This window comes from Stutzerimonas nosocomialis (genome assembly GCF_005876855.1).
In the GTDB taxonomy this organism is placed as follows: domain Bacteria; phylum Pseudomonadota; class Gammaproteobacteria; order Pseudomonadales; family Pseudomonadaceae; genus Stutzerimonas; species Stutzerimonas nosocomialis.
Genome location: NZ_QLAE01000020.1, coordinates 37,932 through 62,379, shown reverse-complemented (window position 1 = coordinate 62,379; position 24,448 = coordinate 37,932). Strand labels below are relative to the sequence as shown.

At 68.4% G+C, this 24,448-nt stretch carries 22 protein-coding genes; 18 read left to right on the top strand and 4 right to left on the bottom strand.

Annotated features, from left to right (window positions below):
- Window position 1 precedes the first annotated feature (1 nt).
- Window positions 2–403 carry a hypothetical protein gene (locus DN824_RS13695; RefSeq protein WP_241666704.1) on the top strand — a complete coding sequence of 134 codons (402 nt, stop codon included), beginning with the start codon at window positions 2–4 and terminating at the stop codon, window positions 401–403.
- An 8-nt stretch (window positions 404–411) separates the two neighbouring features.
- Here the strand turns inward: DN824_RS13695 and DN824_RS13690 are convergent, their stop codons facing one another.
- A complete protein-coding gene (locus DN824_RS13690; protein ID WP_241666703.1) occupies window positions 412–1,191 on the bottom strand; it encodes a tetratricopeptide repeat protein in 780 nt (259 codons plus the stop codon).
- A 93-nt stretch (window positions 1,192–1,284) separates the two neighbouring features.
- Between DN824_RS13690 and DN824_RS13685 the strand changes: the two genes are divergently transcribed.
- The 13 genes from DN824_RS13685 to DN824_RS13625 are packed head-to-tail and all read left to right on the top strand — an operon-like array spanning window position 1,285 to window position 10,153.
- Window positions 1,285–1,911: a type III secretion protein gene (locus DN824_RS13685; protein ID WP_138408958.1), complete on the top strand. Its 627-nt coding sequence runs from the start codon at window positions 1,285–1,287 to the stop codon at window positions 1,909–1,911.
- Between the two features lie 17 nt (window positions 1,912–1,928).
- The gene (locus DN824_RS13680) at window positions 1,929–2,144 is read left to right on the top strand and encodes a hypothetical protein (RefSeq protein WP_138408957.1); all 216 of its coding nucleotides are present in this window, start codon (window positions 1,929–1,931) and stop codon (window positions 2,142–2,144) included.
- A gap of 10 nt (window positions 2,145–2,154) precedes the next feature.
- On the top strand, window positions 2,155–2,580 hold the full coding sequence (locus tag DN824_RS13675) for a hypothetical protein (protein ID WP_138408956.1): 426 nt from the start codon (window positions 2,155–2,157) through the stop codon (window positions 2,578–2,580).
- The gene (gene sctJ / locus DN824_RS13670; RefSeq protein ID WP_138408955.1) at window positions 2,577–3,353 is read left to right on the top strand and encodes a type III secretion system inner membrane ring lipoprotein SctJ; all 777 of its coding nucleotides are present in this window, start codon (window positions 2,577–2,579) and stop codon (window positions 3,351–3,353) included. The genes DN824_RS13675 and sctJ overlap by 4 nt, the downstream gene beginning before the upstream one ends.
- Entirely contained in the window at window positions 3,350–3,982 is a 633-nt protein-coding gene (locus DN824_RS13665; RefSeq protein ID WP_138408954.1) for a type III secretion protein, read from the top strand. Before sctJ ends, DN824_RS13665 begins: the two co-directional genes overlap by 4 nt.
- Entirely contained in the window at window positions 3,979–4,569 is a 591-nt protein-coding gene (gene sctL / locus DN824_RS13660; RefSeq protein ID WP_138408953.1) for a type III secretion system stator protein SctL, read from the top strand. Before DN824_RS13665 ends, sctL begins: the two co-directional genes overlap by 4 nt.
- Window positions 4,566–5,891, top strand: coding sequence for a FliI/YscN family ATPase (locus DN824_RS13655; RefSeq protein WP_138408952.1), 1,326 nt, complete (start codon window positions 4,566–4,568; stop codon window positions 5,889–5,891). The genes sctL and DN824_RS13655 overlap by 4 nt, the downstream gene beginning before the upstream one ends.
- Window positions 5,888–6,370, top strand: coding sequence for a hypothetical protein (locus tag DN824_RS13650; protein WP_138408951.1), 483 nt, complete (start codon window positions 5,888–5,890; stop codon window positions 6,368–6,370). The genes DN824_RS13655 and DN824_RS13650 overlap by 4 nt, the downstream gene beginning before the upstream one ends.
- Window positions 6,367–7,368, top strand: coding sequence for a type III secretion system cytoplasmic ring protein SctQ (sctQ, locus tag DN824_RS13645; protein WP_138408950.1), 1,002 nt, complete (start codon window positions 6,367–6,369; stop codon window positions 7,366–7,368). The genes DN824_RS13650 and sctQ overlap by 4 nt, the downstream gene beginning before the upstream one ends.
- Window positions 7,365–8,018 carry a type III secretion system export apparatus subunit SctR gene (sctR, locus tag DN824_RS13640; protein WP_138408949.1) on the top strand — a complete coding sequence of 218 codons (654 nt, stop codon included), beginning with the start codon at window positions 7,365–7,367 and terminating at the stop codon, window positions 8,016–8,018. Before sctQ ends, sctR begins: the two co-directional genes overlap by 4 nt.
- 3 nt (window positions 8,019–8,021) lie before the next feature.
- Window positions 8,022–8,291 (top strand): EscS/YscS/HrcS family type III secretion system export apparatus protein, encoded by a 270-nt coding sequence (locus DN824_RS13635; RefSeq protein ID WP_138408948.1) that lies wholly within the window; start codon window positions 8,022–8,024, stop codon window positions 8,289–8,291.
- A 4-nt stretch (window positions 8,292–8,295) separates the two neighbouring features.
- Window positions 8,296–9,111: a type III secretion system export apparatus subunit SctT gene (gene sctT, locus DN824_RS13630; protein ID WP_138408947.1), complete on the top strand. Its 816-nt coding sequence runs from the start codon at window positions 8,296–8,298 to the stop codon at window positions 9,109–9,111.
- Window positions 9,104–10,153 carry an EscU/YscU/HrcU family type III secretion system export apparatus switch protein gene (locus tag DN824_RS13625; protein ID WP_138408946.1) on the top strand — a complete coding sequence of 350 codons (1,050 nt, stop codon included), beginning with the start codon at window positions 9,104–9,106 and terminating at the stop codon, window positions 10,151–10,153. The genes sctT and DN824_RS13625 overlap by 8 nt, the downstream gene beginning before the upstream one ends.
- A gap of 34 nt (window positions 10,154–10,187) precedes the next feature.
- Here the strand turns inward: DN824_RS13625 and DN824_RS13620 are convergent, their stop codons facing one another.
- Together DN824_RS13620 and DN824_RS13615 are read right to left on the bottom strand one after the other, a co-directional pair.
- The gene (locus DN824_RS13620) at window positions 10,188–11,798 is read right to left on the bottom strand and encodes an ATP-binding protein (protein WP_138408945.1); all 1,611 of its coding nucleotides are present in this window, start codon (window positions 11,796–11,798) and stop codon (window positions 10,188–10,190) included.
- A 382-nt stretch (window positions 11,799–12,180) separates the two neighbouring features.
- Window positions 12,181–15,351 carry a hypothetical protein gene (locus DN824_RS13615; RefSeq protein ID WP_138408944.1) on the bottom strand — a complete coding sequence of 1,057 codons (3,171 nt, stop codon included), beginning with the start codon at window positions 15,349–15,351 and terminating at the stop codon, window positions 12,181–12,183.
- Window positions 15,352–15,636: 285 nt separating this feature from the next.
- Between DN824_RS13615 and DN824_RS13610 the strand changes: the two genes are divergently transcribed.
- The 4 genes from DN824_RS13610 to DN824_RS13595 are packed head-to-tail and all read left to right on the top strand — an operon-like array spanning window position 15,637 to window position 22,270.
- The gene (locus tag DN824_RS13610; protein ID WP_158295385.1) at window positions 15,637–16,332 is read left to right on the top strand and encodes a TetR/AcrR family transcriptional regulator; all 696 of its coding nucleotides are present in this window, start codon (window positions 15,637–15,639) and stop codon (window positions 16,330–16,332) included.
- Entirely contained in the window at window positions 16,332–17,792 is a 1,461-nt protein-coding gene (locus DN824_RS13605) for an efflux transporter outer membrane subunit (RefSeq protein ID WP_138408942.1), read from the top strand. Before DN824_RS13610 ends, DN824_RS13605 begins: the two co-directional genes overlap by 1 nt.
- A 12-nt stretch (window positions 17,793–17,804) precedes the next feature.
- Window positions 17,805–19,019, top strand: a complete 1,215-nt coding sequence (locus DN824_RS13600; RefSeq protein WP_138408941.1) for an efflux RND transporter periplasmic adaptor subunit — start codon at window positions 17,805–17,807, stop codon at window positions 19,017–19,019.
- Complete coding sequence (locus tag DN824_RS13595) at window positions 19,016–22,270, top strand: efflux RND transporter permease subunit (RefSeq protein ID WP_138408940.1); 3,255 nt, start codon at window positions 19,016–19,018, stop codon at window positions 22,268–22,270. The genes DN824_RS13600 and DN824_RS13595 overlap by 4 nt, the downstream gene beginning before the upstream one ends.
- A 235-nt stretch (window positions 22,271–22,505) precedes the next feature.
- Here DN824_RS13595 and DN824_RS13590 read toward each other — a convergent pair whose 3' ends face one another.
- Window positions 22,506–24,131: a methyl-accepting chemotaxis protein gene (locus DN824_RS13590; protein WP_138408939.1), complete on the bottom strand. Its 1,626-nt coding sequence runs from the start codon at window positions 24,129–24,131 to the stop codon at window positions 22,506–22,508.
- Window positions 24,132–24,448: the final 317 nt, after the last annotated feature.

The following is a 24,448-nucleotide window of genomic DNA, read 5'->3' as shown; positions in this document are numbered from 1 at the left end:
GATGGGCCGCGCGCGTGCCTCGACGCTGGTCTGCGTGATGCTCCTGGCCGGGTGCCAGACGCACCTGGAACCGCGCGACTACCCGAGCGGCTACGGCACCCTGATCGGTTCGGACGGGCAGACGGTGCTGCTGCCCCAGGCATGCCTGGCGCCGGTGGTGCCCGATGAGCCCGGTGACGGCTCGGCGCCGAGGCTGCCGCCCGGCTGCGCCAACAGCCTCAACCTGCTGCAGATGGTCGAGCGGCGGGAGGATCTGCTGGAAGGCCGCGCAACCGGCCCGGCGATGGCCGCGCCGGTCGGCCGTGCGGCGCAGTACTACCTCCATGGGGTGCAGACCGAAGAGCAGCGGCGCCGGCAGCAGGAGCAACAGGGCCAGACCGACACCCGCCGGGGTGCGCAATGAGGACGGTGTCAGTCGGCCTTGCTCAGGCCCATTGCGCGGGCCTTGGCCGCCGGATCGGCGATCGCCGCGATGCGTTGCGCCTGGGCGATCAACGCCTCGCGCTCGGCCGCGGTGGCATTGTCCAGACGCAGGCTGGCGGCGCGTTCGGGCTGTCCGCTGAGCACCAGGACCAGCAGGGCGTTGCGCTGATGACGCGGCTGGATGCGCGGCGACTGGTCCAGGCTCGCGATCTCGGCGACCGCAAGCTCCGGCTGCTCGTTGAGGGCATAGGCCAGCGCCAGGTTGCAGCGTGCGTCCAGGTCGTTGGGTTCGAGCGCCACCGCCCGGGCGAAGGCCGCCTGGGCGGCGGCCGGCCGTCCGCGCAGCGCTTCGGCCGCGCCCAGGCGGCTGTAGGCGGTGGGCAGGTCCAGGCGGGCGGCGGCCAGGGCGAGGGTGGTGGCCGCGCGCTCGAGTTCGCCCAGGTGCAGCTGCGCGGTGCCCAGCCCCAGTTGCAGCTCGGCGTCCCCGGGCGAGAGCTCCAGCGCCTGCCGGTAGGCCAGTTCCGCGCCGCGTGCATCGCCACTGTCCAGGCGGGCCCTGGCCAGGCGCTGCCAGGTCTCGGCCGTCGCGCCGGGCTGCTGGGTCGCCTGCTGGTACAGCGAGCTGGCGGTGGCCGGGTCGCCGCGGCGCTCGACGTCCTGCGCCAGGTTCATCAGGCGGGTATGGCTGTCGTCCGTCGTTGGGCTGCTGGCGCAGGCGGACAGCAACAGGCAGAGCAGCAAGGGCCGAACGGGATGGAGAGTAGGCAAGCGCAGGACTCCTTGGATGGCGACGCGGGTGCCGCAGGCGCGGTCGCGGATGCGACCGGGCGGTCATTGTACAAGTCGGGCAAGGGCAGGCCAGTGTCGCCGCGCCCATTATCGGTATCGCTGCGCCGGCTCGCGCTCGCCTGGCTGCTGGGCGGCGCGGGGCTGGTCCAGGCCGCGGTCGAGCCGTCCTGGTACGGGCAGCCCTACGGCTATGTGGTGATCGACCAGAGCCTGCGCGACGCGCTCGAGGCGTTCGGTCGCAACCTCGGCATCCCGGTGGTGATCGCGAAAAAGGTCGGCGGCAAGGCTCCGGGCAACCTGCGTGCCGCGAGCGCCGGCGCATTCCTCGACACCCTCTGCGCCAACCACGGGCTGACCTGGTTCTACGACGGCGGCGTGCTGCACGTCACCCTCGACGAAGACATCGAGATCCGCCAGTTCGCCGCCGAAGGCTTCGCCGCCACCGAGCTCGAACAGGCGCTCGACGGCCTCGGCGTGGCCGGCAATCACCTGGCCATTCGCGGCGGTGCCGAGGGCGGCCCGCTGCTGGTATCCGGTCCGCCGCCGTACCTGGCGATGGTCGAGCAATGGATCGAGCGGCGCCGGCCGCCCGCCGACGAGGTCGTGGCACGCGCGGCGCCTCGCGAGCGGGGCGTGCGCGTGTTTCGCGGCAGCGCAAGCGAAGTGAGCAACCCAACGGGCACCGCCCGGACACCCTGAAAGCGGAGGCACAAAGCATGGCCGTCAATCCTGTCGACAACAGCGTCATCACCCCCACCAGCGCCGAGGCGGAATTCAACGCGGCCGTGGAGAACTCCGAAGCCGGGCTGAGCGACGAGGCGTTCACCGAGCAGATGATCAGCGGCGCGATCACCATCGGCGGGCAATTCATCCTGATGCCGATGGCGCAAAACATCCTCAACGAAGCCATGTCCAGCGAGGACGAGGAATAACGGAGGCGTCATGACAGCCAGCGCAGCGAGTGCAGCCGTCGCCACGGCGGTGCCGGCCGGTAACGGCCAGGACGTCCTGCAGGCGTCGCAGAACCTGTTCGAGCACATGGCCAGTCGCGCCCAGGGCATGCCCCAGGGCGCGAGCCCGAACCAGATCGGCGAAAACCTGATGGAGCGTCTCAACGGCTTCATCGACCGCTCGCGCAGCTTCAGCGAGCGGGCCGACGGGCGCATGGCCAGCCAGCCGCCTGCGACGGGAACGGCCGCGACCGAGCGGCCGGGCCATCCGGCGCCGCAGACGGTGGAAGGCCCCCAGGTCGACCAGCTGATGCGCTCGCTCAGCCTGATGTTCGACTACTCCATCGAAACCCAGATGGTGGTGCGCGGCGCGACCCAGGTGTCCGGGTCGGCCAACACCCTGCTGCGAGGGCAATGAGCATGAGCGGATCGCCCTGGCGCTGCCTGCTGGTCATCGTGCTCGCGGCCCTGCTGCACGGCTGCGACACCGACCTGTACACCAACCTCAGCGAGCGCGAGGCCAACGCCATGCTGGCGACGCTGCTGCGCGAGGGCATCCCGGCCGAGCGCAAGGTGCGCGATGGACAGGTAACGCTCAGCGTGCCCAAGGAGCGCTTTTCCGAGGCGATGGCGCTGCTCGACCAGGCCGGCTTGCCGCAGCAGCGCTTCTCCAACATGGGCGAGGTGTTCAAGAACAACGGCCTGGTGTCCTCGCCGGTGCAGGAGCGGGCGCAGATGGTCTACGCGCTGAGCGAGGAGCTGTCGCACACGGTCTCGCAGATCGACGGCGTGCTGTCGGCGCGCGTGCACGTGGTGCTGCCGGACAACGATCTGCTCAAGCGCGTGATCGCGCCGTCGTCGGCCTCGGTACTGATCCGCTACGAGGCCGGCACCGAGGTGAACCAGTTGATCCCGCAGATCAAGACGCTGGTGGCCAACGGGATTTCCGGGCTGAGCTACGAAGGCGTGTCGGTGACCGCCATCGAGGCGGCGGGGCGGGCGCGCGGCGATAGCCGTCCGCCGATGGTTTCGTTTCTCGGCATCTGGGTGCTGGAGGCCAACCTGGCCCGAGCCCAGGGGCTGTTCGGCGCGCTGCTGGCGCTGGTGATCGTCCTCGGCGGTGCGCTCGGCTGGCGTATCTGGCGTGAACGCCAGGGCGGGGCGGTGTACCGCCTGAAGGTGAGCGAATGAGCGCCGCGGCCCTGTCGCAGGCACCGCTGCGCGAACGGCTGGCCGACCCGGGCGCCTGGTTGCCCGCCGAGCGGCTGGCCGACTGCTTCGGCGGCGCGTTGTCGCCCGAGCAGGCGCGGGAGCTGGCCGGGCAACCGCGCTTTCGCCCGCGCATGGCGCAGCTGCTGGCCGAGCACTTCGCGCTCGCCAGCCTCGAACAGGCGCTCGATGGGGCGCCCGAGGACCTGCAGGCGTTGTTCCTGTCGCCGGCCGCGCGGGCCCGGTTGCCGCGCCTGTGCGGTGCGGTGCTGCACGGCGCTACCCTGGCGCGGGAGATCCGCCGCGAGCGGGTGACCCGGCTGCAGCAGCACCTGGGCAGCGAGCTCTTCACCTTCGCCGTGACGCATCGCGCGCTGGGCCGCGCGGCCAGCGTGCTGCTGGATGCCGAGTCTCTGGTCGCCGCCATCGACCGTGACGGCGATGCCTGCGTGGCCGCCTGGTTGCAGACGCTGGAGCCGGCCGTGCAGGGCTGGGCGCGGCTGGTCCTGAGGGTGCCGGCCGGGCGCGGGCCGGACGAGGCGAAGGCCGCCGGGATCGTGCGGCTGGCGGTGCGGATGCTGGCCGCCGAAGACGTGCGGGAGGCCCCATGAGCGCGCTGCCCACGAGACCACCGCTGCGCATCCTGCGCGCCGACGAAGCCGACGCCTGGACCGACGGCTTCGCCTTTCTCGAGGCCGCCCGGAGCCAGGCGCAACGGTTGCAGGCCGAACGCCGCGAGGCGCTCGATGCGGCCCGCCGCGAAGGTTACGGGCAGGGCCGTGCCGAAGGCTTGCAGGAGGCGGCCAAGGTGCTCGCCCGGACCCGTTCCGAGGTCGATGCCTACCTCGCCGGCCTGGAGCCGGCGCTCGCCGATCTCGCCCTGGACATCGTCCGGCGCCTGCTCGGCGAATGGCCGGCCGACGAAGCCCTGTGCCGGCTGACCCGCGTGGCCTTGAACGAATTTCGCGAGGGGCAGGCGCTCACCCTGCAGGTGCAGCCGGCGCTGGTCGACGCGCTTCGCCAGCGCCTGGCCGAGGCGGGCATCGTGTCGCTGGAGCTGGTCGGTGACCGCAGCCTGGCACCGGGGCAGGCGCGCCTGAGCAGCGCGGTCGCCTCGGTCGAGCTGGGTATCGAGGCGCAGCTGCAGGTCCTGCGTGAGGCGCTGCTGCCTCAGGTGGCGCCGGAGGCCCGGGCATGAACGGCGCATTGAGCGACCTGCTGCCCAGGCTGACCGCACGGCTGGCCGACGCCCAGCCGAGGCCGCCGCGCGGGCGCATCGTCGCCATCCGCGGCACGCTGGTGCATGCCAGCGTCGCCTGCGTCAGCATCGGCGAACTCTGCCACCTGCGCGACCCGCAGAGCGGTCGCGACCTGCAGGCCGAGGTGGTGGGTTTCGACGGCGAACACGCGATCCTCTCGCCGATCGGCTCGCTGGAAGGACTCTCGGGCCGTACCGAAGTGATCGCCAGCGGCGCCAGCCTGAACGTCCTCGTCGGCGACGCGCTGCTCGGCCGGGTGGTCAGCCCGCTGGGTGACTGCCTCGACGGTGGCGCGCCGTTGCCATCGGCCGGGCTCTGTCTCTATCCGCTGCATGCCGAGCCGCCGACGCCCTTCGCCCGGCAGCCGATCGACCAGGCGATGCCGCTGGGGGTGCGCGCCATCGACGGCCTGCTGACCGTGGCACGCGGCCAGCGGGTGGGGCTGTTCGGCGAGCCGGGGGTGGGCAAGTCGTCCCTGCTGGCAAGCATCGTGCGTGGCTGCCAGGCCGACGCGATCGTGATCGGCCTGATCGGCGAGCGTGGCCGGGAAGTGCGCGAGCTGCTGGAGCTTCAGCTGGACGCCAGGGCGCGGGCCCGCAGCGTCGCGGTGGTCGCCACCTCGGATCGTCCGGCGACCGAACGGGTGAAGGCGGCCTACGTGGCGACCGCCATCGCCGAGTACCACCGTGACCAGGGGCGCCATGTGCTGCTGCTCATGGACAGCCTGACGCGCTTCGCCCGGGCGCAGCGGGAGATCGGCCTGGCGGTCGGCGAGCCGCCCACCCGTCGCGGTTATCCGCCGTCGTTCTTCTCGGCGCTGCCACGCCTGCTCGAACGGGCCGGGCCGGCGGCGCAAGGCAGCATCACCGCGATCTACACGGTGCTCACCGAAGGCGAGGCGAGCCTGGACCCGGTGGCCGAGGAAGCCCGCTCGATTCTCGATGGCCACATCGTGCTCAGCGGCGCGCTGGCGCAGCGCGAACACTTCCCGGCCATCGACGTGTTGCACAGCCGCAGCCGCCTGATGGATCGGGTGGTCGATCCTGAGCAGCGGCGCATGGCGACCCGCATCCGCGAGCTGATGGCGCGCTTCGAGGAGGTCGAGCTGCTGATGCGCATCGGCGAATACCGCGCCGGCAGCGATGCGCTGGCCGACGAGGCGATCGCCCGACGCGAGGCGATCGAGCAGTTCCTGCGCCAGGCCGAAGGCGGCTGCAGCCAGCCAGAGATGCTGCGCCAGATGCGCAAGGTGCTGGCATGACCCCCGGGGATCTGCAACGGCTGCACGCCGTTCGCCAGCGCCGCGAGCAGCAGGCGGCCACGGCCAGCGCGCTGCAGCGCCAGGCGTGCGCGCAGGCCGCCGTGGCGCTTGGCGACGCCGGTGAGCAGGCCCGGGCGCAGCGGGCTCGCCTTTGCCAGCAGGCCGAAGCGCTGCACGCCAGAGCCTCGGCCGCGGCGCTGCCGGTGCGCCAGTGGCAATCGGCGCAGGCCGAGGTCGAGGCGCAGCGCGAGCACCACGCCGCGTCGCTGCAGGCGGTCGAGGCGGCGCGGCAGGCGCATGCCGAGCAGCTCGACCGGCAGGCCGCGCTGGATGTCGAGCTGCGGCGCTGCCAGCGGCGCCTGCAGGCCTGGGCCAGCCTGATCGAGCGCGAGCGGCTGGCCGCGCGGCGCTTCGAGGAGTGCCATGACGAGCAGGAACAGGGCGAGCGGCCCTGGTCGTTCAAGGAGGTGATCCGATGATGCTGGCCGAGCCGATACCGGGACTCGCGGTGCTGCCCTATGTCCCGGCCGAGCGACTCGAACCCCGCTGGGTCGATCTGCACAATCGCCTCCACCGGCGCCGGCAGTTGCCGCCGCTGCGCTATCGGGGCGAGGACCTGCGGGTGCAATGGCCGGGCGTGGCGCTGCCGATCGAGCAGCCGCTGACCCTGTCGCTCACCCTGGATGGCGAGCCGCTGCGCCTGAGCCTGCCCGGCGCGCTGCTCGCCTCGCCCCATGGCGTGCCGTCGGGCCTGGCGCGTGCCCTGCTGGCCGAGCAGGCGCTGCTGGCGCTGATCGAGCCGCTCGAACGGACGCTCGGTTGCACGCTGCGGGTGGTGGACGTGGCGCCTGACGGTGAATGGCCGTTGCCGCTGTCCTTGTGGCTGGGCGTCGCCCTGGGCGATGCGCCGGCCGCGGCCCTGGAACTGCGGCTGGGCGCTGCCGCGGCGCGGCGGCTGGTCGAGGCGCTGGAGCGCGACTGCCCGGTGGCGCCACGGCCCTTCGATGCGCTGCGATTGACCGCGCGCGTCCAGCCCGGCTGGCAGTGGCTGACGCTGGGCGAGCTGCGCAGCCTCGCCCCGGGCGACGTGGTGATGCTCGAACACCCCGGCGAGGGCGCGCTGCGCCTGTCCATCCAGGATCAATTGCAGGCGCGCTGCAGGCGCCAGGCCGACGGCCTGCGCCTCGAACACTTCCCGCAACCCTCAGTGGAGACCCCCATGAACAACGAAGCCGCCGCCCTGGGCGTGGACGCATCGCTCGACGACCTGCAACTCCAGCTGGTGTGCCAGCTGGGCAGCAGCCAGTTGTCGCTCGCCGAGCTGCGCGAGCTGGGCGAGGGGAGCGTGCTGCCGCTGGCGGCCCGCGAACCCGATGCGGTCGATCTCACGGTCAACGGCTGTCGCGTCGGGCGCGGCCAGCTGGTGCGCATCGGCGAAGGCCTGGGCGTTCGCATCATCAGTCTCGCGCGCCCATGACCGACTACCAGCCCAATCTGATCGAGATCATCCTGGTCGTCGCGACGATCGGGCTGATCCCCCTGGCCGTGGTCACGCTCACCGGGTTTCTGAAGATATCGGTGGTGCTGTTCCTGATCCGCAACGCCCTGGGCGTGCAGCAGACGCCGCCGAACCTGGTGCTCTACGGCATCGCGCTGATCCTCTCGGTTTACGTGACCACGCCCCTGATCGGCGACATGTACCGCGCGGTGGAAGGGCGCCCGCTGAGCGTCGAGCGGGTCGACGACCTCAAGGAGCTGGGCAGCGCATTGCGCGGGCCGCTGCAGGCGCACCTGTCGCGCTACGCCAACGACTCCGAGCGGCAGTTCTTCCTGCAGGCCACCGAGACGATCTGGTCCGAGGAGGCGCGCGCGGATCTGGCGGACGACGACCTGTTGGTGCTGATTCCCGCGTTCGTCAGTTCGGAGCTGACCCGGGCCTTCGAGATCGGCTTCCTGCTGTACATCCCGTTTCTGGTGATCGACCTGCTGGTGTCCAACGTGCTGATGGCGATGGGCATGATGATGGTCTCGCCGACGCTGATCTCCATTCCCCTGAAAATCTTTCTGTTCGTGGCGTTGAGCGGCTGGTCGCGCCTGATGCACGGGCTGATCCTCAGCTACGGGTGACCCATGGGGCAGGACGTCTTTCTCTCGGTGATGAACCAGGCGCTGATGACGGTGCTGTTGCTCTCGGCCCCGGCGCTGGGGCTGGCGATCGTCATCGGCCTGAGCGTGGGGCTGGTGCAGGCCCTGACCCAGGTCCAGGACCAGACGCTGCCGCAGGCGGTGAAGCTGGTCGGCGTGCTCCTGCTGCTGATCTTCACCGGGCCGCTGCTGGCCGGGCAGATCGCCGCCCTGGGGGACCTGGTGCTGGACAACTTCGCCGCCTGGACCCGCTGAACCCATGGATGCCGGCCTTGGACTCAGCATCGTCGAGGTCGCCTACCCGGTGATCGCCGCGGCCGCGCTGGCGGCGGCGCGCGCCCTGGGCATGGTGATGATCACGCCGGCGTTCAATCGCCTGGGGCTCACCGGCATGCTGCGTTCGTGCGTGGCCGTCGCCCTCTCGATTCCCATGTTCCTGCCGGTGTTCACCTCGCTCTCCGCGGAGCCTGAGCAGGGCGGGATGTTCCTCGCCGGGCTGCTGGTCAAGGAGCTGTTGATCGGCCTGACGGTCGGCCTTCTGTTCGGCATCCCGTTCTGGGCGGCCGAGGTTGCCGGGGAGCTGATCGACCTGCAGCGTGGATCGACCATGGCGCAGCTGCTCGAGCCGCTCTCGAGCGGCGAGTCGGGCGTATCGGCGACCCTGCTCACCGTCACCCTGATCACGCTGTTCTTCATGTCCGGTGGGTTCATCCTCATGGTGGACGGCTACTACCACAGCTACCGCTTCTGGCCGGTCACCTCCTTCACGCCGGTCATCGCGGCGCCGGCGCTGGAGGCGGTGCTGGCGATTCTCGACCAGGTGATGCACATCGGCGTGCTGCTCGTGGTGCCGCTGATCATCGCCTTGCTGGTGACCGACCTGATGCTGGCCTACCTCGCGCGCATGGCGCCGCAGCTGAATATGTTCGACCTGTCGTTGTCGGTGAAGAACCTGATCTTCGCCGTGCTGATGGTGCTCTACGCCGGCTTCCTGATCCCGCTGATGCTCGACCAGCTGAGCGAATTCCGCGGCACCGTCGAGCTGCTCAAGACCCTGGCCGGCGCCGATGGCTGAGCCCAGTGAAGAGAAATCCCAGCCGGCCTCGCAGAAGAAGCTGCGTGACGCGCGGCAGAAAGGGCAGGTGGCCAAGAGCCAGGACATGGTCTCGGCCATGTCGCTGCTCGGCTGCACCCTCTGCCTGGTGGTGCTGGTGCCGCGAGCCGAGGCGCAGCTGCGCGAATTGATCGACCTGGCGGCGCTGATCTACGTCGAGCCCTTCGCCACGGTCTGGCCGCGGCTGCTGGACAGCGCGCAGCAGTTGGTGCTGGCGCTGACCCTGCCGTTGTTCGCGGTGACGCTGGGCACCAGCGTGCTGACCAACGTCATTACCATGGGCGGCGCGCTGTTTTCGGTCGAGCCGGTCAAGCCGGACTTCCAGCGGATCAACCCGGCCGATGGGCTCAAGCGCATCTTCTCGATGCGCAACCTGGTGGAGTTCCTCAAGGGGCTGTTCAAGGTCGTCGCCCTGGCCAGCGCCTTCTACGTGGTGGGCCGCCTGGCGCTGCAGGCCTTGCTGAGCTCCTCAGCGTGCGGCGCCGGCTGCATCGAGGCGACCTTCCATGCGCTGCTCACGCCGCTGGTGGTCACCGTGATCCTGGCGTTCCTGCTGGTGGGCGGCCTCGACATCCTGATGCAGCGCTGGCTGTTCGGCCGCGACATGCGCATGACCCGATCCGAGCACAAGCGCGAGCGAAAGGACGTCGAGGGCGACCCCTTGATCAAGCGCGAGCGAAACCGGCTGCGCCAGCAGATGCAGGCGCTGGGCACCGCCAGAGTCGGTGTGGCGCAGGCGACGCTGATGGTCGCAGGCGCCGACGGCTGGCTGGTGGGGCTGCGCTACGTGCGCGGCGAGACGCCCGTGCCGGTGGTGGTCTGCCGCGCCGAGGGCGAGCAGGCCCGGGCGCTGCTCGCCGAGGCCTCGGCGCTGGGGATCGCCCAGGCGCTCAACCCCGACCTCGCGGCACGCATCGCGAGGCAGGCGAGGCCTGGCGATCCGGTACCCGACACCACCTTTCAGGAAGTCGCCGATCTGTTGGTCGCCGCCCGCCTGATCTAGCGGGCGGCGTCCCGTCGGTTGGACGCGGCAGCCCTCAGCCCGCCGACAGACGCAGCACGTCGAGCGGCGGGCGCGCCAGCGAGCGGTCGCCGCCTGGTGTCTGGCGGGCGGCGTCAGGGGAGGGCACCTCGGCCTCGAGGGCCGCGCTCAGATCGTCGACGGTCGTTTCCAGCTGGCTGCCGGCGTCCTTGATCAACCGCAGGCAATAGCTGGCGTAGCGGGCAATCGCCGTCCTGGCTTCGCCTGCCTGTTCGAGCTTGCCCAGCGCATAGGCGCGGGTGGTCTCGCTCATGCAGTAGCGTCGGGCGCTGGCGTTCTTGCGGATCTGCAGCAGCGACTTGTCCACCAGGCGCTCGATCAGCCACAGCAGGTCGTCCTGCCCGGCGGCGCCCGGAACCACGGACCTGACCGCGCCGAGGGTGAACGAGCCGCGGAACACCGCGAGCTGGCGCAGCAGGGCCTGCTCGGTCGGGCACAGCGCCGTGTAGGACCAGTCGTGCAGGGCCTCCAGGCTGCTGTGGCGAGGGTCGGCGGTACGCCGGCCCTTCATCTGCAGGTGGCAGCCCGTTTCCAGCAGTTGCGCAAGATCGCGCAGGCCGCAGACGCGGACCCGCGCGGCGGCGATGTCCAACGCCAGCGGGTTGCCGTCGAGCTTGCGGCAGACGCGCAGCATCGGTTCGAGGTCGGTCTCCTGCAGCACGAAGCCGGCGTCATGGGCGGTCATCCGTTCGACCAGCAGGCGCACGGCCGAATGCCCGAGAGCCTGCTCCAGGGTCAGCGGCTGGCCGGGCTCCGGGCAGTCCAGCGGCATGATGCGATGGACCCGTTCGCCCTCGACGTTCAGCGGCTCGCGGCTGGTCACCAGCAGCCGGCAAGCGGGCACCCAGCGCAACAGCGCCTGGGCGGCACCGGCCACCGGTTCCAGGCAGTGGTCGCAGTTGTCCAGCAGAAGCAGGCTGTGCGGTGCCGAGGCGCCGTCGGCCTGCGGCTGCGGTTGGTCCAGCGGCATGCGCAGGTTGAGTTCGGCCGCGATCCGTTCGGCCAGCGCGTGGGCATCGACGAGGCGCGAGGCGTCCAGGTAGTGCCGACGGTCGAACCGCTGCGCCGCCTCGCCGTTGAGCAGTGCCAGCGCCACGCTGCTCTTGCCGATGCCGCCGGCGCCGGTCAGGGTCACCAGGCGGCGGTGGCGCAGGTCCTCGGCGAGGGTGTCGAGCGCCGCCTGGCGGCCCACCAGTTCGCTGACCAGGGCCGGTACGCCGGTGGCTTCGGCGGGCTCGATCGGCTCGTCGGCCGTGGCGCCCTCGGGAATCAGGAAACGGTAGCCACGCCCGGGCACCGTGACGATGTAGTTGAAGCCACTGTCGTCGACCAGCACCCGGCGCAGCGCCACGATCTGCGCGCGCAGGTTGCATTCCTCGACGATCACGCGGGGCCAGGCCCGCGCCATCAGCTCGTTCTTCTCGACCAGCTCGCCGGCCCGCTCGACCAGCGCGACGAGAAGGTCCAGGGCGCGGCCGCCGAGGACGAGGCGGTTGCCATGCTTGAGCAGCAGGTGCTGGTGGGGTAGCAGGGTGAAAGGGCCGAAGCGATAGAGGGTCTCCGGTCCGCGACCGGAGGGGAAATCGAAGGTCTTGCTCGGGATCATGCCTACACCTTTTTCAGGTAGAGGCGCTCGGATCAGAGTCGAGCGCCACGTATTGCCGACCGCCTGAATCGGTCACCGGAGTCAGGGGTTGAACGCAGTTCTGCCGATGATCACGACGACCCGTGGAGCGCAGCGCAGGGGTGCATGGTCTTGCCTCTTTGTTGGTTTTGTCCGTTAACCAAAGCAGAACGCGTGCCAGTGCCTGCGCAGAAACTGGTCATGCACAGGTCGTTGATATCAAAGATATTTATTCTTGGCGCCGGGAAATGTTCGGCCGCTGATTCGCGTGGCCGAACGTGACCGGTCGCGGCGTTCGGAAATCCGAATCGCTCAGGTCGCCGCTCCGGTGGCGGGACGCCGCGCGTCCCGCCACCGGGCCTGCTCAAGAGCCTACGGTCGACCCCCGGTCCATCAGGGTTTCGAGGTTATCGCCGTCGCCCCTGTAGTCCTCGTGCTGGTCGTTCCAGTAGGTATGGCCCTTCTCCTTGAAGTAGGCGTACTCGTCGCTGCGGTAATCGAAGATCGATTGGTCATCGGGCGCGTCGCGCTGGCCGTACTGCTCGATATACACGTTGAGGAACTCGTAGCGCTTGCCGCCCTCCTGGGTGAGCAGGCCATCGGCCCCAAAGGCCTTGAACAGGTCGAGCAGTGCCTTCTGGTTGTCCTTCAGGGCGTTGTTGAGCTTGATGTCGTGATAGATCGAGAAGCCCAGGGTGACGAACGCGACGAACGCACCGGCCCAGAAGAAGGGCGCGGTCAGCGCCCTGGCCAGGGTCAACCCGAGCGCGTTGCCCAGGCTCGCGCCGGCGCCAAGGGTGGTTAGCCCGCCGGCGGCGATGGTCAGCGAGGCTTCGGCGGTCAGCACCTTGTCGCCGTTGGCCTTGCCCAGCTTGAGCGCGCCGATCACCAGGTCGGCCACGCCCGAGAAGCCATCGCCGACCAGGTTGAGCACCTTGAGGGCCGAGGTGAAGATGCGCGAGTTGCGCGTCGCGTCCGGCAGGCCCGAGATATAGCCGCCGGCACCGCCCTTGTAGCCCTTGAGCACCTGCTTCATCTGCTCGTCGGTGAGGTTGGCGCGCGTGCGCAGGTCATCGGCGTTGGCCGGATTGGCGTCGAGGATGTTGCGCAGCTGCTCCTGGACCTTGGTCCGTGGCGTATCGGCGTTTTCGCCCTCGCCAGGCACCCATGCCGGCGCCGGCTTGCTGTCTCCGGTCCAGATTTCCTGGAAGGTGCGATCCAGGCCGAGGGTATCCAGCGCGCTCTTGACCGAGGCCGAGTCGCGCCCGGCGACGTTGTGGAACAGCGTGGTGAAGTGTTGCCCGGCGCCGACGAAGGAGACGAAGTCCCGCGCGATGGAGACGCGCTCTTCGGGGGTATCGGCGAGCGTGCCGCCCTTGCCGGTCAGCTGGTAGATGCCGGAGAACAGCGAAATCATCCCGCCGGCCGAGCCCAGCATGCCGACCTTGTTCAATTGCGCCAGGGTATTGAGCAGGCCGCCATCGGTGGCCTTGTCCAGCGAGGTGTAGGTCGGGTTGTTCTTCACCAGCTCGCGCAGGTCTTTTTCCGTCAGGGTGCCGTGGCGGGCCCGGTCGCCAAGCTCGACCAGCAGCTTGTTCAGCGCATCGGCGGTCTTGGAATCCTTGAGCAGCTCGTTGATGAACTTGTCGATGCTCTCCACGGTGCGTCGCGGGATGTCCACGCCGGCTTTCTTGAGTGCCGAGAACAGCGTCTTGAGGGTATCGGCGGCGGCCAACGAGAGGTTTTCCGGCGAGATCGAGCCGGGATCGTTGAGGATGTTCGCCAGATCGAGGGTGACCGTGTCGAGTTGAAGCTGCTGCAGGAAGGCATCGGCCTTCTTTGGGTCGATGGCATGCAGCGAGGCGTAGGTCTTGGCGATGTTGGCTTCGGCCACGTCGCCCTTGCCCTGGGCCTTGAGCAGCTCCAGGTGCCTTGCGTAATCGGGGCTCATCGCGTCGCGCTCGATGCGCTCGAACACTTCCTGCTTGTTCGGCAGCTGATCGAGCGCCGCCTTGCGTGCCTTGTTGTAGTCCTTGCTGACGGCATCGGTCTGCAGCAATTCGTCGATCTTCGCGTCGAGCTTGTCGCGATCGATGATGTGCTCCAGGTCCTTTTGGCCGACGTGGGTCAGCGAGCGGCCGCTGCGGATGTCCAGCGAGGTCATGTCGATGCCGCTTTCCAGCGCGCCCTTGGCCTGCAGGGCGCGCATCAGTTTGGCGCGGTCGTCGTCGTGCTTGATCTTGCCGGCGTCCACATCGGCCTTCCAGCTGTCGAGCAGCTGCTGCCAGGTCAGCTCGTCCACCGTCAGGGGCTTGCCGTCCTTGTCCTTGGCCGTGGTTTCCAGCGTGCCGATGTCCAGAGCGGTGTAGCCCGCGCTGGACGCCTTCTTGGTGTCCATCACCTTGTCGTAGAGCGCCTTGTTGCCCAGCTCCGCGACGGCGAACTTGCCCTGGCCCTCGACCTCGAAGGTCACCACGCCATCTTCCGGGAAGCTCACGTTGCGGATCTTGCCGCTGTCGAAGTCGACCCCGGCGCCGAGGCTGACCCAGCCATCGGCTGCCAGGTCGCTGAGCTTGAAACGGGCCTTGGCGATCGTTTCGATCTTGGCGTAGAGCTCGGGCGTCATGAACTTGGACACCACCACCTTCTTGTCGCGGGTGGTGTAGGCGATGGCGCCGGTGCTGCCCAGCTCGGTCGTGTAGGCGAAGGAGGTGAAGTCGGAGAACGCCGGTAGTTCGCCTTCGCGCCTGGCCAGAGCATAGCCTTCGCTTACGTAGCCTTCCACCGCGTCGCGGGCCTGCGGATCGTCTATCAGCGCCCTGAGCTTGGCCAGGTACTCGAACAGTTTGGGGTTGTCCTTCTTGTAGACGATCACCTTGTCGCCGTCGTGCTCGAAGCGGATCAGGTCCTTGCCCATCTCGTCCAGCGGGCCGACGATGGTGCCGCCGGCCGGTGGCCAGACCTCGTTGTCGGTGGCGCGCCGGTAGCCGTCCTCCTCGCTGGCACGAATACCTTCGAGGATGTCCTTGTGGGCCATGACGCCCTCGAACATCTGCGGGTTGTCGCCCTTGGCCACGACGATCCAGTCGCCACCCCGGGTCATGCGAAAGCGCAGCACTTCGGGCGCCACCTGCTCGATCGCCAGGTAGTCGTCGATGCTGCCGGGCGCCTTGTCGCCTTCACCGGCGCGCCGGTAATCGTCGGCCACCGCATCGTTGACCGCCTTGAGGTTCTCGTAGTCGCGGCATACCTGCTCGTACAGCTCGGGGGTGACGGCCTGGGAGACCAGCACCCTTTCGCCATCCCGGGTTTCGTAGCGGATCACGCCCGCGCCGGTGGCGTCGGGCGCTTCGATGTCCTTGTAGTGCTTGAACGCGGGCGCCTTGTCACCCGCGCTGGCCTGGTTGTACGGCCCGTCCGCCTGGGGTTTCAGACGCTGCAGCGCGGTTCTGATCGCGCGATTGAAGATGATTGTCGAGCCCGAGGAGGATTCGCCTGAGGGGGTCTGTACGCGCTGTACGCCTGGGGTATTCATAGCCTTGTTTCCAGTTCCGAAGGAGTGGATTCAAGCTAGACAGCAGCCGCTTTCCGGGTTTTTTGGCACTAGCTCGGGGAAGCACCGGTTAGGTCCGCACACTGTCGGCGACCGGCGTGACATCCATGTTGCAGACGGGGGCCGCTCGTCGCCATCCGGTCACGAAGGGACGTGGCGGTCACTCTCAGGCGGAACGCAGCAGATCAAGCGCGCGCAGGGTCAGAAAGAATTGGTCACGTATTGGTCGTCCGGCTAACGACCATTCGTATGTTAGGGTCGCGCCCCATGTCCATTTCCACAACCGGCGATCGCACCATGAGCAAGGCGGCGGCACCGCAGGCATCCGGCAAGGCGCCCGCACGGGCGAAGAAGCGCACCCGTCTGGCGGCGGACGTGCGCCGTCGGCAGATCCTCGATGCCGCGCTCGAGGAATTCAGCGCGGTCGGTTTCCAGGGCGCCACCGTCGAGAAGATCGCGCAGCGGGTGGGGCTGACCAAGGCCGGGTTGTATGCGCATTTCATGAGCAAGGACGCGATATTCGATGAACTCCTGGCCAACACCCTGTTCTCGCCTTCCATGCCCAACCACTGGCAATGGTCCGAAGGCGCCTCGCTGGACGAAACCGTGGACCGGTACCTGGACCGGGTCTACGCCTTCGTCGGCGACCCGCGGACCCAGGCAATCTTTCGATTGCTGATCTCCGAATCCGGCCGGGCGCCCGAGCGCGCGCGTCACTGGCACGAGCAGATCTTCCAGCCCCATGCCTCGCGACGGCAGGGCGAGCTGGACGAATGCGTGGCCAAGGGCGTGCTGCCCGAGAATCCCTTCTCCCGCAAGTTCGCCCTGGCGTCGGCCCCGGCGCTGCTGGCGCTGGTCACCCAGCTGCTGGTGGGCGGGCAGGCCGCCGAGGATGAAATCGCCGAGATCCGCGAGGCGCATCGGCTGATGCTATTGACCCTGTTCACTCCAAAAGGCGCCTGATGATCGCTTGTCGCTCCCGTCTCCCTGCCTCCCTCATGACCCTCGCCGCGGTGGCCGTTCTGGCGAGCGGCTGCGCGAGCGTGCAGCCGGAGCCCGCACGGACCCCGTTTCAGTTGCCTCCCGAATTCATCGCCTCGTCCTCCACGGGCTATTCGTCCGTGGATGGCTGGTGGCGCACGTTCGGCGACGCGCAGCTCGACGCCTTCGTCGAGACCGCGCTGGTGAAGAATCCGGCGCTGGCCCAGGCGCTGGCGCGCTCGCGCATGGCCGAAGCCCAGGTCCGCCTGAGCCGGGGCGACCAGCTGCCGCAGATCGGCCTGGGCGTCGGGGCCTCCCGCCAGCGGCAGAACATGCCCGACCTCACGGGGCAGAACGCCGCGGTCATCGGCAACAACTACGATGCGGGCCTGGACGTGAGCTGGGAGCTGGACCTGTGGGGACGGCTCTCGGCGCTCACGGCCTCGGCGCGGGCCGATTACCTCGCCAGTACCGAGCAGCTGCGCGGCGTGCGGCAGTCGGTCGCGGCGCAGGCGGTCCAGCTGTATTTCGACATCGTGCACGCGCAAGCCCAGGTCGACCTGTCCCGGCGTACCGTCGCCGCCCTGGACGAGATGGCGCGACAGATCAACAACCGCGTGACGGTCGGGATCGCGTCGCCGGCGGACGGCATGCTGGCCACCGCCAACCTGGAGTCGGCGCGGGCCGGACTCGAACAGCGCCTGGAGACCCTCGAGCGCAGCCTGCGGCAGTTGCAGGTGCTGATGGGCGACTATCCCTCGGGCAGCGTTCCCACCGCGATGGCGCTGCCCGACGTGCCGCCCGCGCCGTCTGCCGGCGTCCCCGCCGATCTGCTGGCGCGCCGCCCGGACGTGCGCGCGGCGGAGCTGACCCTGCTCAGCGCCGGTTACCAGCTGGGCGCGGCGCAGCGCTCGTTCCTGCCGTCGCTGTCGTTGACCGGCTCGGCCGGCTACAGCGCCAGCGCCTTCTCGGAGCTGTTCAACAGCGCCAACCTGGCCTGGTCCATCGCCGGGCGGGTGCTGCAGCCGGTGTTCCAGGGCGGGCGGCTGGTCGCCCAGGTGGACATTTCCGAAGGCCTGCGCGACGAAGCGCTGCATGCCTATGCCGAAACGGCGCTCGGCGCCCTGGCCGAGGTCGAAAGCGCGCTGGCGGTCGATACGTTGCTGACGCGCCGCGAGGCCGCGCTGGAGGCCTCGGCCAGTTCGGCCGAGGAGGCGGTGACGGTCTCCTTCAATCGCTACCGGCAGGGCATCGATCCGTTCCTCAACGTGCTGGAAAGCCAGCAGCGCGCGCTCGACGGGCGCAGCGCGCAGATCAGCGCGCGCTATGCCCGCCTGGAAAACCGCATCGCGCTGCATCTGGCACTGGGCGGTGGGTTCGAGAACACCCTGCCGCCAACCGAATCCACCCCGGCGTCATCGCCTTCGCCTACCACTCGATAAAAGACCACCTCCATGAGCAAGCATCGTATTACGGCCTTAGGCGTAGTCATCCTGTTGGGGCTGATGGGCTGCGGCGACAGCGCCGAACCGGCCGGGAACGGCAGCGGTTCGTCTGCAACCGAGCCACCGAAGAACGCCGCGAGTGGCACGCCTCCGGTCAGCGTCAATGTCGAGGCCGTGGAGCGCCGCCCGATCCAGGGCTGGGTCTACGGCCAGGGCACGGCGCGTTCCAGGCAGCGCGAGTTCCTCACCTTCACCCAGCAAGGGGTGGTGTCCCATGTCGACGAACGCCTGCGTGTCGGCGTTCCGGTGAAGGCCGGGCAGCTGATCGCGCACCAGGCACCGGAGCGCGTCACGGCGGATCTGCAGGCGGCCAAGGCTTCCCTGGCCGAAGCGCAGGCCAACCTCACCCTGGCCAACGTGACCCAGCAGCGATACGAACGGCTGCTCGAACAGCGTTCGGCCTCGCGGCAGGAGCTGGACGAGGCGATCGTGCAGGTGCAGCAGGCCAAGGCGGCCCGCGACAGCGCGCGGGCCGAGCTTGCGCAGGCGCAGCTGAGCGTGGACGAGTCGCGGCTGGTCTCGCCCATGGACGGCGTCCTGGCGCGGCTCAACATCGAGAAGGGCCGCTACTTCATGCCCAGCACGGTACAGACCGACACCGAGCAGAACGCCTTGCGCACGGTGCCGGCGATGGTGATCGACCCGCGCCGCTTCGAGGTCCGGGTCGACATACCGTCCTACGACTACCGCCAGATCAGGACCGAAGCCCGCGCGCTGATCGGTGAGAACGCCTCGGTGTCGGCGCAGAGCATCGACCCCGAACGCCGCGGCGGTGTGGTGGAAGGCCAGGTCTATGCGATCAGCCCGTCGCTGGACCCCGAGACCCGTACGTTCCAGGTCATCATCCATACCCGGGACGACGATCCCGGCCTGCAGGATGGCGAGTTCGTCGCGGTATGGATCGCCGAGCAGGCGGTCGACGATGCGCTGGTGGTGCCACTGGAAGCGCTGCGTTTTCGCAACGACCAGTCGTTCGTGTTCGTCGTCGACGAGCAGACCGGCAAGGTCACCGAACGGCGCGTCGAGCTGGGCCGGCAGTCGGGCGACTACCGTGCGGTCAGCGCCGGCGTGGAGGCGGGCGAACTGGTGGTGACCGACGGCCGCGCGGCCCTGCATGACGGCCAGCCGGTGCGCATCCTGCAACGTGGCGGGAACACCCCATGAGCCTGGACAGAGACGGCGACGAGCAGCGCCAGGCCGTACCCGACGCGGTGAGCGGCCCTGCGCGACCCGGCTCCCACGAGGTGCGCAACGCCCATCCCCTGGCGCGCTTCTTCTTCCTGCAGCCGATCTTCGGCATCCTGCTGATGGTGACCCTGGCCCTGGGCGGCGTGATGGCCTACACCCAACTGGTCAAGGAGTCCCTGCCGGACCTGAACATCCCCCAGGCGACCATCACCACCAGCTGGCCGGGCGCCGATCCGCAGACCATGGAAGAGCAGGTGACCGACGTCATCGAGGACGAGGTCACCACGCTGCAGGGGGTACGGCGGGTCGAGAGTGCCTCGTTCGATTCCTTCTCGATCATCTCCGTCGAGTTCGACGCCGCCGCGGACCCGCTGGACGCCATGACGCGGCTGCGCGCGGCGGTGGCCGATGCCGAGGCCGACCTGCCGGCCGACGTCGAGCGCCCTACCATCGCCCAGGCGTCGGTGGACGACCGGCCGATCTTCACCTTCACGCTGCACGGCGACGCCGGATCGACGGTGATGAACGAGCAGGCGCGGCGGATCCGCGACACGCTCGAACGCCTGCCCGGCGTGAACGAGGTGAACATCGGCGGCGAGCGCGAGGAGATCGTGCAGATTCTGCTGCGCCCCGAGCGGTTGCTGGCGCTGGGCCTGTCGCCGGCGGCGGTGCGCAACGCCGTGCAGCAGGCCAACATCGAGCAACCCTTCGGCGAGATCCGCAGCGACAGCATCGGCGCCGTGGTCCGCCTGGAAGGGCGCTTCCGTGACGTGGACGACCTGCGCGCGCTGCCGGTGGCCCGCAGCGGTCCGGGGCGCGCCATACGGCTCGACGAGATCGCCTCGGTGCATCGCACGCAGGAGACGGAAAGGACGCGGGCCTTCTTCGCCGAGCAGGGCGGTGGCTTCGAGCCGTCGCTGGAAATGTCCGTGCGCAAGTCGCCGGGGGCCGATACGGTCAAGCTGGTGGAGTCGCTTCGCGCGACCCTGGCGCAGATGGAAGGCGCGGGTGGCTGGCCGGCGGGGCTGGAATACACCGTCACCCAGGACGAGGCGACGCAGATCTGGGACGCGCTGTCGGACGTCTTCGTCAGCGCCGTGCAAACCATGGGCATCGTGTTCGCCATCCTGCTGCTGACCATCGCCTGGCGCGAGGCGATCGTGGCGGGCCTGTCGGTCCCGGTCACCTTCGCCGGGGTACTGCTGTGCATCATGGTGATGGGCTATTCGCTCAACGAGCTGGTGGTCATCGGCATGGTGATCGCGCTGGTGATGATCATCGACGTGTTCATCCTGCTCATGGAGGGCCTGCACGACGAGATCTACGTCCAGGGCAAAACCTTCGGCCAGGGCGTGCTGGCCACGGTCAAGCGCTATGCGATGCCGGCCTTCGCCGCGCAGCTGACCACCATCCTGGCGCTGGCGCCGCTGATGTCCATCGGCGGCACGATCGGCGCGTTCATCCGGGTGCTGCCCACCACGATCGTGATCTGCCTGGTCCTCTCGTTCATCGTCGCCATGCTGTGCTCGCTGCCGCTGTCCCGGGCGTTGCTGGGCAAGCAACGGCGTTCGGACAACCCGAAGCACCAGGGGGCTTCCGACCGGGTGACGCAATGGGCGGTGAACGGGCTGGAGCGCTGGAACGGCCGCTGGGTGGTCCGGTCGCGCAAGCTGGCGTGGCTGTGGGTGCTGGGCGGCGTCGGCCTGTTCGTGCTGGCGATGGTGGCGTTCACCCAGGCCCGGATCGAGCTGTTCCCGCCGAGCGACGGCGAGCGCCTGGGCATCAACATCGAACTGCCGCCGACCGCGCAGCTCGCCACCTCGCAGCAGGTGGCGGACGAGGTGGGCGAGCTGCTGAGGGACAAGGTCTATTTCCAGAGCGTGGTGAAGCTGGTGGGCCTGAAGAGCCCGTTCGCCGGTGGCTCGACGGCGTCGGCGCTGCAGCCGAGCGAGGCGGAGAACTACATCGGCTTCTCGGCCATCTTCCGCCCGCGCGAGGAGCGCGACGCGGATTCCCATGTCCTGGCCGACGAACTGCGCCGGGAGCTCTCGGCGTACCTGCAGGAAAACGTGGCCGCCGCGCAGCTGCTGGTGGTGCCCGAGGGCAGCGGTCCGACCTCGGGCGATCCGATCGAGATCCAGCTCCTGGGCGCCGACATGGACCAGTTGCAGGTGTTCTCCCGCCAGGTGCAGGGGTTGCTGTCGGATATCGACGGCGTGGTCGATGTGCGTGACAACATCGGCATGCTCAAGCCCCAGATGGCCCTGCGGCCCAACCGCGAGGCCGCCGACTTCTTCGGCATCTCCCAGGAAAACCTCGCCTCGCAGGTCCGTATCGCCTTCAGCTCCGACATCATCGGCACCTTCATCACCGCCGCCGGGATGGACAACATCGACATCCGCCTGGGGACCGAATGGCCGAGCCGACCCGGCGAGGCGGGTGGGCCGCGCAACACCGAGGAGCTGTCCCGCGTGCGCGCCTTCACCGACGACGGCACCTCCATTGCGCTGAACCAGCTGCTGAAGCCGATCCAGTCCGAAGCGGCCATCGCCATCTCCCACAGCGACGGCGAGCGCGCGCTCACGGTGATGGCCAAGAACGAAGGGCGCACCGTGGGCGAGGTGATGGCCGAGCTGATGCCGCAGCTGACCGAGCTGCAGCGGGAGTGGCCCGCCGGCTACCGTGTGGTGATCGGTGGCGAGTCCGCCGATACCGCGGAGACCTTCACCTCGGCGCTGATCGCCATGCTCATCGCGGTGGTGCTGATCGTGGGCGTGCTGGTCATCGTGCTCAGCAGCTTCCGCCAGGCGTTCATCATCTTCGCCACCATGCCCCTGGCCATCGTCGGCGCGGCCCTGGGCTTCTGGGCTTTCGACATCACCTTTTCGTTCTTCGCCATGATCGGCCTGGTGTCGCTGATCGGCATCGCCATCAACAACGGCATCATCATGGTCGACACCATGAACGGCTATCTCAAGGACGGGATGAGCATCAACCAGGCGGCCGCGGCCGGTTCGGCGCGTCGCCTGCGACCCTTGCTGACCACGGCCATCACCACCATCGTCGGGTTGATACCGCTGGCCATCAGCAGCGCGTTCTATCGGCCGCTGACCCTGGTGATCATCTTCGGGCTGATCTCGGTGTCGATCCTGGCGCTGTTCGTCGTGCCCGCGCTGTACCTGGTGCTCACGCCGGCGGATGCCGGGCAGGAGAAGTCCCTGGATTGAGTCCTGGCGGGTGGTGAGAGGAGATTGCGTCGTGCGGGGGTTCGACGGGGAGGGTGTGCGTCTGGCGTAGCGGAGAACGCTCGTGATCCCTGGTTCTCTCCCGGAGCGGGCGAGGGGAGCGTGCGGATGTTGGCGTGTGAAACCTGGGGGCCGAAAAGGCGAAGGCCATCCGCTGGCCACGATCCTTCCTGAAGGAGAGACTGTCAGTGCGTGCCTGGCTCGCAGGCGCTCGCGGTCAGAACTTGAACCGATTCACCAGGTCGTTCAGTTCGACGGCCAGCCGCGAGAGGTCCTGGCTGGCGGCATTGGTCTGGCTCGCGCCGGCAGAGCTGTGGGCGGCTAGGTCGCGGATGTTGACCAGGTTGCGGTCGACCTCGCGGGCCACCTGGGCCTGTTCTTCCGAGGCGCTGGCGATCACCAGGTTGCGCTCGCTGATCTGGCTGATGGCATCGGTGATTTCCTGCAGCGCCTGGCCTGCCGCTTCCGCGATGCGGAGCGTGGCGGTGGCGCGTTCGGTACTCGCATCCATCGACGCCTTGGCCTGGTCGGCCCCCGTGCGGATGTTGCCGATCATCTGCTCGATCTCCAGCGTCGACTGCTGGGTGCGATGAGCCAGGGCACGAACTTCGTCGGCCACCACCGCAAAGCCTCGGCCGGCATCCCCCGCGCGGGCGGCTTCGATCGCGGCGTTGAGGGCGAGCAGGTTGGTCTGCTCGGCGATCGAGCGGATGACGTCGAGCACCTTGCTGATGTCATGCACCTTGTCGGCGAGATCCTTCACCTGCACCGAGGTGCCGCCTATTTCACCGGCGAGCTGGGAAATCGAGTTGACCGTGCCGTTGACCTGCTGCTGGCCCTTCTTGGCGTTGTCGTCCGAGGCCCTCGAAGCTTCGGAGGTGCTGACCGCGTTGCGTGCGACCTCGTCCACCGCCGCGGTCATTTCGTTGACCGCGGTGGCGGCCTGTTCCAGTTCGTTGTTCTGCTGTTCGAGCCCGCGTGCCGAATCCTCGGTGATCACGTTCAGCTCTTCGGCGGCCGATGCCAGCTGGTCCGAGGACAGGGCGATGCGCTCCAGGGTTTCGCGTAGCTTGGCCTGCATGGTCTTGAGCGCCGTCAGCAACATGGCCGGTTCGTCACGGCCTTCGATGTCGATCGTCTTGCTCAGATCCCCCGAGGCGACCGTCTCGGCGACGGACACCGCCAGGCGAAGCGGCTGCACGATGCTGCGCGTCAGCAGGTAGGCCAGGATCACGGTCAGCATCGCGGCGGCCAGGAGCATGCCCACGACCACGGCGATGGAAAATTCGTAGGCATCGGCCGCTTTCTTTCCGGAGTCGGCGGCGCCGGTCTTGTTGATCTGCAGGAGCTTGTCGAGCTCATGGCCGAGCTGGTCGGAGAGCGTCGCGTATTTCGAACCCTGCAGTTCCTGCATCTCGTCGATGCGGTCCTGGTCGGAAAGCGACAGGAGCTGCTGGTTCACCTGGAAGTAGTCGTTCAGCGCCTTGTCGAACACACGGTATTGCGCGCGTTCGTCGTCATCGGAGATCAACCCCTCATAGCGGAGCTCCACATCCTTGACCTGCTGGGCCAGCTCGTTCGAGCTCCTTGCGCTCTGCGCAAGTTCCGCCGGATCGCGATTGACCAGGACCCGGAGCGAAACGACACGCATGCGGAGCAGTTTCTCCTTCATGTCGGCCAGCGCTTCATAGCTCGGCAGACGGTTGTCCACCATGTCCAGGGTGGCCATCCGGATGTTCTTCATCTGTAGCAGCGCAAAAGCGCCCAACGCCACGACGAGCAGTGCAACGATTGAAAAGCTGAAAGCTGATCGGGACGCGATCTTGTAATGCCTGAGCACGATTAGGTCACTCTTGTATGCAGGGGGAAGGAGCAGGCGTGCTTCGTAGCTCGCATGCGTCGCGCGGACGTATCGACTGGAGTGTGATGCGCTTCAATGCCGTCCGTCGGGAAAATGGTTGAACCTTTTCCGATTGTTTTGGTAACGCCACGGGAGCCGCCATAGGCCGGCATTAGCGAGCCATACGTTTTTCTTATGACGCAACATTGACGTCATAAATGTTGCCTCAAGACGGATCGATCCATTCGCTGCGCTCACGGTCTCAAGGATGACGCAGACGAAAACGGACTCCCCATGAAGGGTGCGCAAGCCCATTTCCT